16 protein-coding genes and 1 tRNA gene are annotated in these 14409 nt (G+C 69.5%); 10 read left to right on the forward strand and 7 right to left on the reverse strand.

Annotated features, from left to right (window positions below; all coding sequences use genetic code 11):
• Window positions 1-353: 353 nt before the first annotated feature.
• Complete coding sequence (locus VEB62_RS07045) at window positions 354-1289, reverse strand: M28 family metallopeptidase (RefSeq protein ID WP_324797302.1); 936 nt, start codon at window positions 1287-1289, stop codon at window positions 354-356.
• A 136-nt stretch (window positions 1290-1425) separates the two neighbouring features.
• Here VEB62_RS07045 and VEB62_RS07050 point away from each other — a divergent pair, with 136 nt between their 5' ends.
• A complete protein-coding gene (locus VEB62_RS07050) occupies window positions 1426-1635 on the forward strand; it encodes a hypothetical protein (RefSeq protein ID WP_324797305.1) in 210 nt (69 codons plus the stop codon).
• Window positions 1636-1859: 224 nt separating this feature from the next.
• On the opposite strand, the gene VEB62_RS07055 is transcribed toward VEB62_RS07050, so the two are convergent.
• Window positions 1860-2681, reverse strand: a complete 822-nt coding sequence (locus VEB62_RS07055; RefSeq protein ID WP_324797308.1) for an ABC transporter permease — start codon at window positions 2679-2681, stop codon at window positions 1860-1862.
• A 291-nt stretch (window positions 2682-2972) separates the two neighbouring features.
• Here VEB62_RS07055 and gcrA point away from each other — a divergent pair, with 291 nt between their 5' ends.
• Window positions 2973-3491: a cell cycle sigma 70 cofactor GcrA gene (gene gcrA, locus VEB62_RS07060; protein ID WP_324797311.1), complete on the forward strand. Its 519-nt coding sequence runs from the start codon at window positions 2973-2975 to the stop codon at window positions 3489-3491.
• 383 nt (window positions 3492-3874) lie between these two features.
• On the opposite strand, the gene apaG is transcribed toward gcrA, so the two are convergent.
• On the reverse strand, window positions 3875-4282 hold the full coding sequence (gene apaG, locus VEB62_RS07065; RefSeq protein ID WP_324797314.1) for a Co2+/Mg2+ efflux facilitator ApaG/CorD: 408 nt from the start codon (window positions 4280-4282) through the stop codon (window positions 3875-3877).
• Window positions 4283-4391: 109 nt separating this feature from the next.
• Between apaG and VEB62_RS07070 the strand changes: the two genes are divergently transcribed.
• Entirely contained in the window at window positions 4392-5423 is a 1032-nt protein-coding gene (locus tag VEB62_RS07070; protein WP_324797317.1) for a 2'-deoxycytidine 5'-triphosphate deaminase, read from the forward strand.
• A 111-nt stretch (window positions 5424-5534) separates the two neighbouring features.
• The gene (locus VEB62_RS07075; RefSeq protein ID WP_324797320.1) at window positions 5535-6407 is read left to right on the forward strand and encodes a lipid A-modifier LpxR family protein; all 873 of its coding nucleotides are present in this window, start codon (window positions 5535-5537) and stop codon (window positions 6405-6407) included.
• On the opposite strand, the gene VEB62_RS07080 is transcribed toward VEB62_RS07075, so the two are convergent.
• Entirely contained in the window at window positions 6408-8162 is a 1755-nt protein-coding gene (locus VEB62_RS07080; RefSeq protein ID WP_324797322.1) for a gamma-glutamyltransferase family protein, read from the reverse strand.
• A gap of 136 nt (window positions 8163-8298) precedes the next feature.
• Here VEB62_RS07080 and VEB62_RS07085 point away from each other — a divergent pair, with 136 nt between their 5' ends.
• The 3 genes from VEB62_RS07085 to VEB62_RS07095 all read left to right on the forward strand — a co-directional run bounded on the left by VEB62_RS07085 (window position 8299) and on the right by VEB62_RS07095 (window position 10017).
• On the forward strand, window positions 8299-8871 hold the full coding sequence (locus tag VEB62_RS07085) for a hypothetical protein (protein ID WP_324797324.1): 573 nt from the start codon (window positions 8299-8301) through the stop codon (window positions 8869-8871).
• A gap of 84 nt (window positions 8872-8955) precedes the next feature.
• Window positions 8956-9032: transfer RNA gene (locus tag VEB62_RS07090), tRNA-Arg, on the forward strand.
• Between the two features lie 778 nt (window positions 9033-9810).
• Window positions 9811-10017: a hypothetical protein gene (locus tag VEB62_RS07095; RefSeq protein ID WP_324797327.1), complete on the forward strand. Its 207-nt coding sequence runs from the start codon at window positions 9811-9813 to the stop codon at window positions 10015-10017.
• A gap of 69 nt (window positions 10018-10086) precedes the next feature.
• Here the strand turns inward: VEB62_RS07095 and VEB62_RS07100 are convergent, their stop codons facing one another.
• Complete coding sequence (locus VEB62_RS07100; RefSeq protein ID WP_324797329.1) at window positions 10087-10980, reverse strand: LysR family transcriptional regulator; 894 nt, start codon at window positions 10978-10980, stop codon at window positions 10087-10089.
• Between the two features lie 136 nt (window positions 10981-11116).
• On the opposite strand from VEB62_RS07100, the gene VEB62_RS07105 reads away from it, so the two are divergent.
• From VEB62_RS07105 to VEB62_RS07115, 3 genes are all read left to right on the forward strand, one after another.
• Complete coding sequence (locus VEB62_RS07105; protein WP_324797331.1) at window positions 11117-12310, forward strand: MFS transporter; 1194 nt, start codon at window positions 11117-11119, stop codon at window positions 12308-12310.
• 136 nt (window positions 12311-12446) lie between these two features.
• Entirely contained in the window at window positions 12447-13406 is a 960-nt protein-coding gene (locus VEB62_RS07110; protein WP_324797333.1) for an alpha/beta hydrolase, read from the forward strand.
• Window positions 13403-13582 carry a hypothetical protein gene (locus tag VEB62_RS07115; RefSeq protein WP_324797335.1) on the forward strand — a complete coding sequence of 60 codons (180 nt, stop codon included), beginning with the start codon at window positions 13403-13405 and terminating at the stop codon, window positions 13580-13582. The genes VEB62_RS07110 and VEB62_RS07115 overlap by 4 nt, the downstream gene beginning before the upstream one ends.
• A 101-nt stretch (window positions 13583-13683) precedes the next feature.
• Here VEB62_RS07115 and VEB62_RS07120 read toward each other — a convergent pair whose 3' ends face one another.
• Both VEB62_RS07120 and VEB62_RS07125 read right to left on the reverse strand, forming a co-directional pair.
• Window positions 13684-13998 (reverse strand): hypothetical protein, encoded by a 315-nt coding sequence (locus VEB62_RS07120; protein ID WP_324797338.1) that lies wholly within the window; start codon window positions 13996-13998, stop codon window positions 13684-13686.
• A gap of 164 nt (window positions 13999-14162) precedes the next feature.
• On the reverse strand, window positions 14163-14409 hold a 247-nt coding region (locus VEB62_RS07125), incomplete at its 5' end, for a hypothetical protein (RefSeq protein WP_324797341.1).

Raw genomic sequence — 14409 nt, forward strand, 5'->3', positions numbered from 1 at the left:
GAGGGCCCCCGCTGTGCGCAGGAGACGGGGTTTGGCAACAGGTGATGTCGTTGATTGCGGGCGCTATTTGTCCGCTGAACCCGACTATAGATTCGCGGATTGTCAGCACAGCGTCATGACGCCGGCGCCGCCCCCTCCACCGCCGTTCCGGCGGTCCCCCTCCCCATCTGCGATGGGGAGGTGAGGCTGGGGTTTCACCTCCCCACCCCGTGGGGCGGTGGCCGGGCCGCGATCAGCGGGCCGGACGGAGGGGGCGGCGCGGGCGGCGACCCGTTGTTCGCTCATCACTTCCGGGCGGCGCCGCCCCCTCCACCGCCGCCTGCCTGCGGACGACGACAGCGGGGTGAAGCCGGTCAGTTCGCCAGCTGGCGGTCCAGCCGCGCCACCACCGCCGCATAGACCTCGCCCGCCGTTTTCACCGTGGCGGGGTCGATGTGCTCCATGGTGTCGTCGGCCGAGTGGATCAGCTGGAAGACGCGGGGGACGAAGCCCTCGGCCAGGCCGTTGGTCTCGCCGCCGTTGAAGGCCAGCCACATCTGGTGGGCGCCCACGTGGTCCTGGAAGCCCAGCGAGACCGTCGGGACGACGGCCGCCGCGGCCGTCTCGCCGCCGAGGCCGGCGCCGGAGAAGGCGCGATCGTCCGAAGGCGGATAGACCGGGTAGCCGACGCAGTGCATGGCCCGCTCGGCGCAGACCTCGCGCACCGCCCGGACCACGCCGGCCGACTGCGGGCCGTTGTTGAGCCCGTACATCATCGTGTCGCCATAGCCGGCGACATCGGAGTTGACGACCGCGGCGACGTCAGCGAGGCCGTGCGCCGCGATCCATTTCCTCGCGCCGATCAGGCCCAGTTCCTCCTGGTCGAACAGGATGATGCGCACGCGGTGGTTCAGGGCCTTCGACCGCAGGATCTTCGCCGCCTCGATGACGCCGACCACCGACGCGGCGTTGTCGACCACGCCCTGCGACATCGAGCCGTCGCGCAGGACGACCGCGTCGTAGTGGGCGGTCAGCAGGATCTCGCGTGGGCCGTCGCCGATCGTGACGACGACGTTGCGGCCCTCCATCGCGCCGGTCTGGCGATTGCCGCCCGCGAAGGTCTCGACCACCGGATCGAAGCCGGCGGCGCGCAGCTGGTCGACCACGACGCGGGTGCGGGCCTCGTTGGTCGGCTGGACGTAGGCGGCGACCTGGGCGCGGAGATCGACCTCCTGCGCGGCCACCGGAGCGGCGACGGCGAGAAGCGCCGCGGCGGCGGCGCCAAAGGCGGCAAGACTACGGAACAGCATGGAACCCCCTTGAAGACGAGGTCGCATGGCTAGCGCGGCCCGGCGGCCCGCGCACCTTAAAACGCCGTCACGCCCGGAGGGTGCGCCGGAACCCCGCGCCGGCCGGCCGGTTGAGCGGGCAAGGAAGGAGCCTCCCATGTCCAGACATCCCGATCCCCAGCATCAACCGGTCAAGGGTCCGGACGACCTGAAGCGCAACCCGGCCATCGGCCAGTCACCGGGCCTGAACCGCCACGAGGGCCTCGATGAGATCGAGGGCGACAGCACGGTGGAGGGCGATGTCGAGAACAACGCCGGCCCGGGCGGGGCGATCGATCCGGAGGATCGGGGGCGGCATAACGCCTGACGGCGACGCGATCCCGCCCTTCCTTTCGTCATCCTCCGGCGACCCCCGCGAAAGCGGGGGAGACCGGGGGACCCAGCGGCGCCGAAGCGCCAGCGCAGGCGAAATGTTGGAAGCATCCGTGCTTCCCGCAGGTTCGCGCTGTCGCGCGCCGCTGGGTCCCCCGGTTCCGCGCTGCGCGCGGCCCGGAGGATGACGATAGCAAGAACGGTGAGTGTCGGCCGGACCTAGCTCTTCAGCCGCCAGCCCGAGCGGAACACCAGCCAGCAGGCCGCCGCCATGCCGACGGTCAGGGCCGCGCTCATCACAACGCCGATCCACAGCACGCTCTCGGCCTGACCGATGAAGCCGTAACGGAAGCCGTCGATCAGATAGAAGATCGGGTTGAAGTGGCTGATGGTGGCGAAGGGCTCGGGCAGGCGCTCGACCAGATAGAAGGTGCCGCTGAGGAAGGTCATCGGCATGATGACGAAGTTCTGCACCGCCGCCAGCTGATCGAACTTCTGCGCCCACAGGCCGGCGAAGACGCCGAGCATGCCCATGATCAGGCAGGCCAGGCCGCCGAACCAGACGATGGCGGCGACGTTGGCGACGCCCAGCCGCGCGAACGGCAGGACGCAGACGGCGGTGACCAGGCCGACGACGAGCCCGCGGGTCGCGGCGCCGAGGGCGAAGCCGATGGTCAGCTCCAGCGGGCTGAGCGGCGGGGTCAGAAAGTCGGTCGCCGTGTTCATCACCTTGGCCTGGATCAGGCTGGAGGAGGCGTTGGCGAAGGCGTTGTTGAGCATGGCCATCATGATCAGGCCCGGAGCCACGAACTCGGGGAAGGCCGTCCCGTGCAGCGGCGCCCGCGAGCCCTGCAGGGCGACCACGAAGACCAGCATGTAGAGCAGCGTCGTCACCACCGGCCCGGCGACCGTCTGGGCCCCGACCTTCCAGAAGCGGCGAACCTCGCGCAGGTACAGGGTGCGCACCCCGATCCAGTTGACGCCGGGATAGCTGCGCGGCTGGGGCAGGCCGGAGGGGCGGGTCGAGGCGAGGTCGGTCATGGGAGCCAGATGCGGGTGGCGGCGGCGGGATGCAAGTGGCGAGGGATGAGGGATGAGGGATGAGTGAGCAATGTCGGAGGGCTTTCGGCGGGCGGGCATTCGCAGCCGCCCCCTCCTCCTCATCCCTGTTCCCTCATCCCTCCGTTAACCATCCCTACATCTGGTTTCTGTGGACGGACTGATTCGCACATCTTGCGTCTGTTAGGGCCTCGTTTACGATTAGTGGTAGGTCGAGGCCCCGGGAGGGTAGCCAAGACCCCATATATTGAATCCGAGACCCGGAGGGTGGCTATGACCGCAGGCTGGACTGAAGACCGCGTCGGCGCGCTGAAGAAGCTCTGGCTGGAAGGCCAGTCGGCGAGCCAGATCGCCAAACAGCTGGGCGGCGGCGTCACCCGCAACGCCGTGATCGGCAAGGTTCACCGGCTGGGCCTGTCGGGCCGGGCCGCCCCGTCGCAGCCGGCCCGCGCCACCTTCCGCCCGTCGCGTCCGCGGCCGGCCGCCCCGCCGACCCAGGCCCCGTCGGCTCCGCGCCGCATCGAGGCGGTGCAGGCCCGCCCGACGGCGACGCAGGTCCCCGCGCCGATGCCCGACCTGCCCGGCACCGCCACGGTCATGACCCTGGGCGCCCACATGTGCAAATGGCCGATCGGCGACCCGTCCTCGACCGAGTTCAGCTTCTGCGGCCGGCGCGCCTCGGAAGGCGTCTACTGCGTCGAGCACGCCCGCGTCGCCTACCAGCCGGCGGTCCGCAAGGGCGGCAAGGACGGGGCCACCGAACTGGCGCGCAGCCTGCGCCGGTACATCTAGAGAGCGCCCTATCGCTCGCGACGCGGCCGCTCGCTGCTTGAGCGCGAGCGGCCGTTGATCGTTTTCAGCCACACGGCTGTCACGAATGGCTCCTAGAGGGGCCGCCGTCCGCCTCCCGCCGCACCCGCTCGCGGCGGAGAGTCTGGGGCGGGGCTGCGGTTATCCGGGTTGACGCAGCCCCTCACCCCCCGCCCTTCGGGCGGGGTTTTTTGTTGGGCCTATCGCCCTTCGGGCTACTTGAGGCCGCTCCGGGCGGGGTTTTTGTCGGGCCTATCGCCCTTCGGGCTGCTTGAGGCCGCTCCGGGCGGGGTTTTTTGTCGGGCCTGTCGCCCTTCGAACTACTTGAGGCCGCTCCGGGCTGGTTCCTTGATGCGGCTGGCGAGCTAGTTCAGCACCCGCCGCTCGCCCGGCACGTCGAGACTGAAGGCCGGGATCGCCGCCTCGAACGAGCGGCCCGAGGCGTCGGTCATATAGTAGCCGCCGACCATCGAGCCGGTCGGGGTGCCGAGCGGGCAGCCCGAGGCGTAGGTGTAGCTGTCGCCCGGCTTGATCACCGGCTGTTCGCCGATCACGCCCGCCCCGCGCACCTCCTCGACCCGGCCCTGGCCGTCGGTGATGACCCAGCGCCGCGCCATCAGCTGCAGGGGCACGGCGGTCAGATTGACGATCTCGACCTGATAGGCCCAGACCCAGCGGCCGCCGTCGGGGTCCGACTGGCCGGCCAGATAGCTGGGGCGGACGCGGACCAGGACGCCTTCGGTCTCGGCTTCGTAGGCGGGCGTGTCGTGCATCCCCCCATGGTCGCCCTCGCGGCGCTCAGGTCAAGCGCGACGGCGCAGGAGGCGGCGGGAGGGAGACACTTTGGAAGAGACGGGGCGCGGAATCGTGTAATCGGAAGCGATGCAGAGCTTTTCGACCTCCCTTCCCGGCATCCTGCCGTCGCAGTCCATCGAGGCCCTGATCGCCGGCGGCGCGATCGTCTCGGACACGCCGTTCGACGCGGATCAGGTGCAACCCGCCAGCCTCGACCTGCGGCTGTCGGACCAGGCCTGGCGGGTGCGCGCCTCCTTCCTGCCCGGCCAGCGCAGGGTCGAGGGCCGCATCGCCGACGTGGCCATGCACACCATCGACCTGTCGGCCGGCTATGTGATGGAGAAGGGCTGCGTCTACATCGCCCGGCTGCAGGAGCGGCTGACCCTGCCCAGGGGGCTGATCGCGCGGGCCAATCCGAAGAGCTCGACCGGCCGGGTCGATGTGTTCGTGCGGCTGCTGACGGACCGCGGGGCCAGTTTCGACGACGTGGACGAGGGCTATGACGGGCCGCTGTATCTGGAGATCGCGCCGCAGACCTTCTCCATCCTGGTGCGGCCGGGGACGCGGCTGAACCAGCTGCGGCTCAAGGCCGGCGAGCCGCCGAAGCTGGAGACCCGCAGCGTCGGCGTCGATCTGGAGGGGGAGGACGGGACCATCGTCGGCTTCCGCGGGCGGCGGCACGCGGGCGTGGTCGATCTGGACCGGATCGACGGCCACGATCCGCGCGACTTCTGGGAGCCGCTGAGCGTACGGCGCGGCGAGCTGCTGCTCGATCCGGGTGAGTTCTACATCCTGGCGTCGCGCGAGGCGGTGGAGATCCCGGTCATGCAGGCCGCCGAGATGACCCCGATCGATCCGTCGGTCGGCGAGTTCCGGGTCCATTACGCCGGCTTCTTCGATCCCGGCTTCGGCACCGACGAGGCCCATGGAGCCGGCTCGAAGGGCGTGCTGGAGGTGCGCACCCACGACACGCCCTTCCTGCTCGAGCACGGGCAGATCGTCGCCCGGCTGGTCTATGAGCCGCTGACCGAGCGGCCGTCCCGGCTCTACGGCGAGGGCGGCAGCCACTACCAGAGCCAGGGCCTGAAGCTGTCCAAGCATTTCCGCGCCTGGGTCTGAGACGGAACTGCGCCACACGGGGGACGTTCGACGGTCAGGAAAATGTCAGTTGGCGTTCCGGCTTTGATCGTGCAGGGTCAGGCACGTTAACGGACTGTGAGGGGACCGTTGATGCGTCTGATGGCGTATGGTGCGGGAGTGATGGCGTTGGCGGCCTGTTTGGCCCCGAGCTTCGCTATGGGATCGCCCGGCCCGCAAGACGCGATCGCCGATCCCTGGCGGGTCGAGCGCGAACGCCCCACCACCGTCTCGGACCTGCTCACCCGTCTCGACCGCGATGCGCGGTTCGACGCCGGCGACCGCGCCTTCGCGGGCGACAGCTGGGCCGGCTACAACCCGGCCCGGGACGTCTCCTCGACCTGGGCCGCCTCGAACCGCGACATCTGGTACGAAGGCCAGGCGTACAGCGACCGTCTGCGCCTGCGCACCGAGGGCCGCGTTCGCCGCGCCGACGGCTCGCCCCTCCCCCCGGGGCCGCTCGATCCGGCCAGCTACGACGCCGAACACTACGACCTGACCTACACGCGCGGCTGGACCGAAAGCCTGGGCCAGACCGAGAACGGCCTCGACGTCACCCTGACGCCGCACCTCGGCGTGGGCGTCGGCAGCCGGGGCCAGGTGACCGAGGCCGGCGCGACGCTGAGGATCGGGCGTGACCTCGACCGGCTGGTGCCCGACGGCGAGGACGCCTTCGGGCAGCGGGCGCGCTGGTACGTCTACGCCGCCGGCTCGGGCCGGGCGGTGGGGTACAACTGGGCCCGCAACCGCGACGGCGACTATGCGCGTTCGGGGGTCAGCCACGACTCCGGCGCCTTCCTCGGCGACGCCTCGCTGGGCGTGGCCCTGCGCCGCGGCGCGGTGCACAGCTCGATCGGCGTGGTCTACCGCGAGATCGAGGCCGAGGGCCTGCGCGCCGGCAACGGCGTCGACACCGATGTGTCCGAAGGGCTGATCGCCTTCCAGCTGTCCATCAAGCCGGAGTAATCACTCCGTCCGCGCCACGCCCTCGCGGCGGTCGTCGGCCGCCCCGTCCCAGCGCCAGGCGCCGTCGGAGCCCCGCCGCCAGATCGCGCCGTGCAGACCGGAGTTCTCGCTGGCGTTGGGCCGCAGCTCGATGCCGCGCGCGGCCAGGGCGGTTTGCAGATCGACGGAAAAGCGGTCGGTGTCCGCCCCGAACCCGTCGCCCCTGGCCACCAGATTGGGCAGGGCGAAGGCGTCGTCCATCGACATCCCCCAGTCCAGCACCGCGATCAGGGCCTTGGCGTTGTAGGCGAGGATCGACGAGCCGCCCGGCGAGCCGAGCGCGCCCACGAAGCGGCCCTGGCGGTCGAGGATGATCACCGGCGACATCGACGACCGCGGCCGCTTGCCCGGGGCGACGGCGTTGGCGGCCGGCGCGCCGTCCGTCCGGCGCGGCTCGAACGAGAAGTCGGTCAGTTGATTGTTGAGGAAGAAGCCGGCCGCCATCCGGCCCGAACCGAACACGCTCTCGACGGTGGTGGTCATGCTGACGGCGTTGCCCGTCGCGTCGACGATGACGAAGTGGGAGGTGCCCGCCGGCTCCAGCGTCGCGTCGGGGCCGGTGAAGACGCCGCCCGGCGGGACGCCCGGCTGGGCCGCGCCGACCAGGGTCGGGGCCTGGGCCGCGCGGGCCGCCACATAGTTCGGGTCGAGCAGGCCCTGCACCGGGACGCCCGTGAAGGCCGGATCGGCGACGTAGCGGTCGCGGTCGGCGTACATCAGCCGCTGCAGCTGGGCGAAGGCGGCCCAGGCGTCGGCGCTGTCGGGGCCCTCGAGGATTTCGGGCGTCAGCTCGGCCATGGCCAGCAGCTGCAGCACGGCCACGCCGCTGGACGGCGGCGGCGGCACGCAGACCACATAGATCCGGTAGGGCCGGCACAGGGCGCCGCGCTCCAGCGGCTGGTAGCCGGCGAGGTCGGCCCCGGTCAGGGCGCCCGGGCGCGGGGCCTCGGCCACCGCCCCGACGATCTCGCGCGCGATCCGGCCGCGGTAGAAGGCGTCGGCGCCGCCCGCCGCGATCTCGGCCAGGGTGTCGGCGTAGGCGGGGTTCCTGAGGAGGTCGCCGGCGACGTAGCGGGTCCCGTCGGGTTTGGTGAAATACGCCTCGGCCCAGCGCGTCCGCGCCTGCCCGCGCGTCGCCGCGACGAAACCGGCCAGCCGCGGGCTGACCACGAAGCCCTCGCGCGCCAGCCGTTCGGCGTCGCCGAACAGGTCGCGCCAGGCCAGCTGGCCGTGCGCGGTCTGGGCCATGGCCAGCAGGGCCACCGCGCCCGGCGTCCCCGTCGACCGGCCGCTCTGCACCGCATCGCCGAAGGGCAGCGGCCGTCCATTTTCGAGGAACAGGTCGGGCGTCGCCGCCGCCGGGGCGGTCTCGCGCCCGTCATAGCTGGTCACCTCGCCGGTCGCGGCGTCGTAGACCATCATGAAGGCCCCGCCGCCGAGGCCCGAGGACTGGGGCTCGACCAGGCCCAGCACGGCCTGCACGGCCACGGCCGCGTCGACCGCCGACCCGCCCTGGCGCAGCACCTTCAGACCGGCCTCGACGGCATGCGGATTGGCCGCCGCCACGAACGGGCCCCGCGCCGGCGGCGCCGCTTCGGCGACGGGACGGGGCGCCGCCCTGTCCCCGACCGCCGGGGCCGCGCAGCCGCCGAGCGCCAGCGCCGCCGACAGGGCCAGGGCGATCCACGAGCGAAACGGCGGGGCGGCGAGGATCATCGGCGTCTCTCGGAGCGGCGGGCGGGCGGGACCCCCAAGCTGGGGCGCCGGAGGCCGGGGCGAAAGAGACCATCGGCGCCGGCTGGTCAATCCGTTGCGGTCGCGGCAAGCTCGGACTCCCGATTCAGGAGCCCGCATGCGCCCCGTTCTTCTCGCCGCCGCCCTCGCGCTCGCCGCCGGCCCGACCCTCGCCCAGACCGCGCCGGCCGCCGCTCCGGCCGCCGCGGCTCCCGCCTCCCCGCCCGAGGCCTTGGCCCGGCCCGGGGACGTGGCCTCGGTCGACGCCATCGTCGCCGCCCTCTACGAGGTGATCTCCGGCGAGGCGGGCGAGGCCCGCGACTGGGCCCGCTTCCACGGCCTGTTCCTGCCCGGCGCCGTCATGGGCGGCGCCGGCCGCGCCCCGGACGGAACCGCGCGCATGCGCCTGGTCTCGCCCGCCGACTATGTCACGCGTAATGCGCCGCACTTCCAGGCCAACGCCTTCTACGAGCGCGAGACCGGCCGCCGCATGACCCGGTTCGGCCCGATCATCCAGCTGCTGTCGGCCTATGAGATCCGCACCGCGCGCGATGCGGCCGAGCCGGTCCAGCGCGGCGTCAACGCCATCACCCTGTTCGACGACGGCCAGCGCCTGTGGGTCACCTCGGTCGTCTGGGCCGGCGCAACGCCCGAAACCCCGATCCCGGACGACCTGCGCGCCGCTCCCTGAGATCGTCGCACAAAAGCCGCCCGGCGGTCTTGCCCCCCGTCCCCTCGTCCGCTAGATACCCGCCCTCGCCGTTCGCGGCCAAGCGCGCCCGTAGCTCAGCTGGATAGAGCATCAGACTACGAATCTGAGGGTCGGACGTTCGAATCGTTCCGGGCGCGCCATTCTTTCAAGCAGTTAGCCGTTTCGGCGACTCTTGATATCGGCTTACACACACCTTACACATTGGGACGCCCACGCCTGACGGATGGCGATCATGAGTTCCTTGACGGCCAAACACACGTTGATGGGCGGCAAGCTCCATGTGTACCGCCGCGAGAACAGCGGCCTGTGGCAATGCTCGACCTACCTCGGGGGCTAGAATCATCGGGTCTCGACGAAGACCGACAGCCTCGCGCGCGCGAAGGACTTCGCCCAAGACTGGTATCTGGAGCTCCATGGCAAGCACCGTCGCGGTGAGGTGAAGGCCGAAAAGACATTCAAGACCGCCGCAGCGGCCTTTGAGCGCGAGTATGAGATCATCACGGACGGCGAGCGCAGTCCCGCCTACCTGCGCGGCCACAGGGACAGGATCAGACTGCATCTGAACCCGTTTTTTTGGCTCACACGGTCTGTCCGAGATCACGCCCGGTCTCGTTCAGGAGTACCGCATCCATCGTCGCCAGAGCGCCCGACCGCCGGCCCGGACGACCCTTCATCATGAGCTGGTCACACTGCGCCAGGTGCTGAAGACCGCGATCCGCCATGGGTGGCTGGCGCATTTGCCGGACCTAACGCCGCCGTACAACACCTCCGGCAAGATCAGCCATCGCGCGTGGTTTTCGCCCGAGGAGTACAAGAAGCTCTACACGGCGACACGCGCTCGCGCGAACGACCCCAAGAACCATCGAAGAAAGGCCTCCGAGCACCTGCACGACTACGTGCTCTTCATGGCCAACCGGATTGCGCCCCGACGAGGCGGCGCGCCTGGAATACCGCGACGTGGCGGTCGTCGACGATGCCGACAGTGGAGAACGGATTCTGGAGATTGCAGCGCGCGGAAAGCGCGGAGTCGGCTATGGGCCTTTCAAGCCGGTCGAGTGGGGAACGGAGATCGACCTCAAGGAGGCGGAACGCATGATGGCGGAGAGGACCTCCAACGCCTCCTAGAAGCTGGTCTCAGAAGACTGCACTGCGCCAACAGCGGACATTCACCGCCTCGCGGTTCGCGGACCTTCGTCACTCGCGGTGCCGCAAGGCGTCGACGAGGATCTGGAACGCCAGGAGGTTCTGGCGGCGGCTGGGATAGTAGAGGAAGTAGCCGTCGAACGACGGCGACCAGTCGTCGAGAACCTGCTCGAGCGCGCCTGACGCCAGCTGCGTCTGGACAATGCTCTCGGGCACATAAGCGATGCCGAAGCCGCTGACCGCCGCGTCGATCATCGCGTAGGAGTTATTGAAGCTTAGCTGTCCGTCCACGCGGACCCTCAGCGCCTGATCGTCCTTCTCGAACTCCCAGGCGTAGAGCGCTCCGGACGTTTCGTGGCGCATGTTGATGCAGCGGTGCCGGACCAGGTCCCGGGGATGCTCGGGCCGGCCCCGATCGGCCAGGTAGTCGGGCGACGCCACGGCCACAAGGCGCCAGTCCGGACCGATCCGGATCGCGATCATGTCCTTCTCGACGCTTTCGCCCAGCCGGACGCCTGCGTCGTAGCCCTGCTCAACGATGTTCCGGAACGTGCTGTCGAGAAGCAGCTCGACGCTGATGTCCGGATAGTTGCGCAACATCGGTTTCAGCTTCGGCCACACCACAGTCTCCAGTGCATGGTCCGACAGGGTCAGCCGGATCGAGCCCGACGGCTTGTCCCGGAGCGCCGTCAGGGCCGCGATCTCGTGCTCGATCTCGCCCATGCGGGGCGCGATGGTTCGCAGCAGCCGCTCCCCCGCCGCGGTCGTTGCGACGTTTCGGGTGGTGCGCGTCAGAAGGCGGATCCCCATCCGGGTCTCCAACTGCTTGATGGCATGGCTGAGGGTCGACTGCGCCACGCCAAGCCTTGCCGCCGCCTTGGTGAAGCTGCGTTCCTCGGCGACCGCCTGGAACCAGGCGAGTTGGTTGAAGTCGGTCCGTTCCAAGCTGTTCTCTCCGTCGCGCCCGCGGCAAGATTGTTCGATCTGATCGATTAGTTCATGCCGATTGGGACGGCTAATCGTTTCCGATCGCTGCCGCTACCTTCCCGGCATGAAACCCCCTGCTCCGAACGAAGCGACCATGACGGACGCCGCCGCCCCTGAAGCGGCCGCCAATCCCGCCGCCTGGGGCGCCGTCCTGTCGATGGCCCTGTGTGTGGCGATGCTGATCGCCTCCGAGTTCATGCCGGTCAGCCTGCTCACGCCGATGGCCGAGGGCCTGCGCGCGACGGAAGGCCAGACCGGCCAGGCGATTTCTATCAGCGGCCTGTTCGCGGTCGTGGCGAGCATGTTGGTCACGACGGTCGCCGGCACGCTGAACCGAAAATGGGTGCTGGTCGGAATGACCGCCCTGATGCTGGTCTCCCTGGTGCTGGTGGCCGCGGCTCCCAGTTTTGCAGTGCTGATGATCGGCCGGGCGCTGCTCGGCGTCTGCATCGGCGGCTTCTGGGCGCTGGCCACGGCCGTCATCATGCGCCTGGTCCCGGAAGGCGATGTACCCAAAGCCTTGGCCCTGATGTACGGCGGACAAGCCATCGCGGCCGCGTTCGCCGCGCCGATCGGCAGCTATCTCGGCGGCCTGTTCGCCTGGCGCGAGGTGTTCTGGGCTCTGACCCCTATCGTGGCCGCCAACCTGGTCTGGCATGTTGTCGCCCTGCCCTCCCTGCCCGCGCGCCAGCGGCAGGACTTCCGCGCCATGTTCGGCCTGCTGAGGCGCCCCCATTTCCTGACTGGGCTCATCGCCTCGATGCTGTCCTGGGGCTCGGCGTTCACGATGTTCACCTACCTGCGCCCGTTCCTCGAACGGGTGACGGACGTGGACGTGACCATGCTCTCGGTCCTGCTGCTGGTTCTGGGTTGCGCCGGCTTCGTCGGCACCTGGGCGTCCGGCCGTTACCTCAAAGGCGATATCGCGCCTTTCCTGAAGCTGCCGTCATTGCTCATGGGCGGCTGCACCGTGGGACTTCTGTTCCTCGGGGGATCCGTGGTCGCGGTCGGTCTGCTCCTGGCGCTCTGGGGCGCGATGAACACCGCCATGTCGGTGATCTTTATGACCTGGATGTCGCGGAACGCCGACGATGCGCCGGAGACCGCCGGCAGCCTGATGGTCGCGGCCGTCCAGACCTCGATCCTGCTAGGCGCCGTCGTTGGCGGCTGGCTTCTGGATGGTCTTTCCGTCCAGGCCACCTTCATCGGCAGCGTCGTTCTGGCCGGAGCCGCGCTCATGCTGATCGGCGACGGCCGTCGCCTCCTCAAACCCGCAACCTCAGCCTGACGAAAGGACCGCCATGACTGACGGATCATCCCTCATCGCCTCGCGCCGGACCCTTCTCGGCGCCGGGCTCGCGACCGCCCTTCTGCCTTCGCCTCTCCTGGCGACCACCCACCCGAAATCCGACCGGAGCCTGATCATGCCGACCCGAGACGACGGCTACACCTTCTCCCTGTCCCCCGAGGTCGTGCGGACGCCGGTGCGCTTCCGCAACCGCTACGGCATCGAGCTCGCGGGCGATCTCTACCTTCCGCGAAACCGCACCGGAGTGCGCCTCGCAGGACTTGTCGTTGGCGGTCCTTTTGGCGCCGTGAAGGAACAGTCTTCCGGTCTATACGCCAACACCATGGCCGAGCGTGGCTTCGCGACCCTGGCGTTCGATCCGTCCTACACTGGGGAGAGCGGCGGGGAGCCGCGCAACATCGCCTCGCCGGACATCAACACCGAGGACTTCAGCGCGGCCGTCGATTTCCTGGGTCTGCATCCGGCCGTCGATCGCGAACGCATCGGCATGATCGGCATCTGCGGCTGGGGCGGAATGGCCCTGAATGCCGCCGCCGTGGACAAGCGGGTGAAGGCCGTCGTCGCCAGCACCATGTATGACATGACCCGGGTAATGTCGCGCGGCTACAACGACACCGTCACGCTCGAGCAGCGCACCCAGACCCTGGAGCAACTCGGCCGCCAGCGGTGGGAAGACGCAGCCGCCGGCGCTCCCGCCTACCAGCCGCCGTACAATGTGTTGAGGGGCGGTGAGGCTCAGTTCCAGATCGACTATGCGGACTATTACATGACGCCGCGCGGCTACCATCCTCGCGCAGTGAACTCGGGCAATGCCTGGTCCCAGACGACACCGCTGTCGTTCATGAACATGCCGCTGCTGACCTACATCAAGGAGATCTCGCCGCGGCCCCTGCTGCTGATCCACGGCGAGAACGCCCACTCGCGCTACTTCAGCGAAAACGCCTACGCGGCGGCGGCGGAGCCGAAGGAGCTGATCATCGTTCCGGGCGCCCGCCACGTGGATCTCTATGACCGACTCGACGTCATCCCGTTCGATCGCCTGACCCAATTCTTCCGCGAGGCGTTGTCGTCATGAGCCGCCGCTTCGCTATCGCAGCCGCCGCCGTGGGCTTCGTCGTCCACCCCGCCCACGCTCAGGAGGGCGCCCCTCGTATGGAGATCACCCGCAAGGCCGACCTGAAGACCGTCGAGGGTCCGGCGGAGTATTTCACCGGCCGGGTGACGATCACCGGCCAGTTCCAGCGCGCGTAGACGCCTCGGTTCTCGAATAAGGAGAAGGCGAGCGTGTTCAAAGGTTCGATCATCACGGACCGCGGGCCGACTGCAAGGCCCCGTCCCTTCATCTCTAGTCTTCAGAACCGTCTGGGCGACGATGCGTCTTCGAGCTCAGCTCGCAGTTGATCCAGGACCTGCAGCTTTCCCATCTGGCCTACCGCCCAGATTGCTAAGCCCCGGTCGCCCATGAAACCGCCCTCGGATTCATTGACGAGCGCCAGTGCTTCCTCGTCGGAACAGGACCTACCCGTCTTGGCACAGAGATAGGCATAGGTTGCCGGCAGTCGGGCAAACACCGCTTCCCAGACGCGCTCGGTCACCGTCGCGGCTCTCAGCACGGCGCGACTGACGATCCAGCCCTCGGTGTCTTGGGCGACCAGCTCTGGAAGCATTGCGCCAGGCATTCCGGATCGCCGCGCTTGGCCAAGAGCGCCGCCACCTTGGAGTGCTTTGAACGCCGCCAGACCTCGGCGACTCCCACCTATCGAACAAGGCCTCGTCGCTGGCGAGCGATTTGACCCACCGGGCCAGAGCGCCGGAGCCGCGCCGCCGCCGATCACACCATCCAGTCGTCCCCGTGCCGTCCCGGATCGGCCAGCAGCCGGCCCTGGTCGTCGATGAACGCCATCCAGCCGCCGGCGGGGGCGAGGCGGGCCTCGAGAGCGAGGAACAGCGGCGTGTCCCCGGTCCCCGGCAGCACCAGCGGCTCGTCGGCGAGCTTGATCGCCGCGACGCCGGGCAGGACCAGCGGCTCGCCGTCGGCGAGGGCCGGCGGCACGAAGGCGTCGTCGTCGAGGTCCGCC

The organism is Brevundimonas sp., assembly GCF_035626975.1.
In the GTDB taxonomy this organism is placed as follows: Bacteria; Pseudomonadota; Alphaproteobacteria; order Caulobacterales; family Caulobacteraceae; genus Brevundimonas.

Bases quoted from the DNA above. Each gene is read 5' to 3' on its own strand.
- VEB62_RS07045 (WP_324797302.1), bottom strand. From the start codon at position 1,289: ATGCTGTTCCGTAGTCTTGCCGCCTTTGGCGCCGCCGCCGCGGCGCTT.
- VEB62_RS07050 (WP_324797305.1), top strand. From the start codon at position 1,426: ATGTCCAGACATCCCGATCCCCAGCATCAACCGGTCAAGGGTCCGGAC.
- VEB62_RS07055 (WP_324797308.1), bottom strand. From the start codon at position 2,681: ATGACCGACCTCGCCTCGACCCGCCCCTCCGGCCTGCCCCAGCCGCGC.
- gcrA (WP_324797311.1), top strand. From the start codon at position 2,973: ATGACCGCAGGCTGGACTGAAGACCGCGTCGGCGCGCTGAAGAAGCTC.
- apaG (WP_324797314.1), bottom strand. From the start codon at position 4,282: ATGCACGACACGCCCGCCTACGAAGCCGAGACCGAAGGCGTCCTGGTC.
- VEB62_RS07070 (WP_324797317.1), top strand. From the start codon at position 4,392: ATGCAGAGCTTTTCGACCTCCCTTCCCGGCATCCTGCCGTCGCAGTCC.
- VEB62_RS07075 (WP_324797320.1), top strand. From the start codon at position 5,535: ATGCGTCTGATGGCGTATGGTGCGGGAGTGATGGCGTTGGCGGCCTGT.
- VEB62_RS07080 (WP_324797322.1), bottom strand. From the start codon at position 8,162: ATGATCCTCGCCGCCCCGCCGTTTCGCTCGTGGATCGCCCTGGCCCTG.
- VEB62_RS07085 (WP_324797324.1), top strand. From the start codon at position 8,299: ATGCGCCCCGTTCTTCTCGCCGCCGCCCTCGCGCTCGCCGCCGGCCCG.
- VEB62_RS07105 (WP_324797331.1), top strand. From the start codon at position 11,117: ATGACGGACGCCGCCGCCCCTGAAGCGGCCGCCAATCCCGCCGCCTGG.
- VEB62_RS07110 (WP_324797333.1), top strand. From the start codon at position 12,447: ATGCCGACCCGAGACGACGGCTACACCTTCTCCCTGTCCCCCGAGGTC.
- VEB62_RS07115 (WP_324797335.1), top strand. From the start codon at position 13,403: ATGAGCCGCCGCTTCGCTATCGCAGCCGCCGCCGTGGGCTTCGTCGTC.
- VEB62_RS07120 (WP_324797338.1), bottom strand. From the start codon at position 13,998: ATGCTTCCAGAGCTGGTCGCCCAAGACACCGAGGGCTGGATCGTCAGT.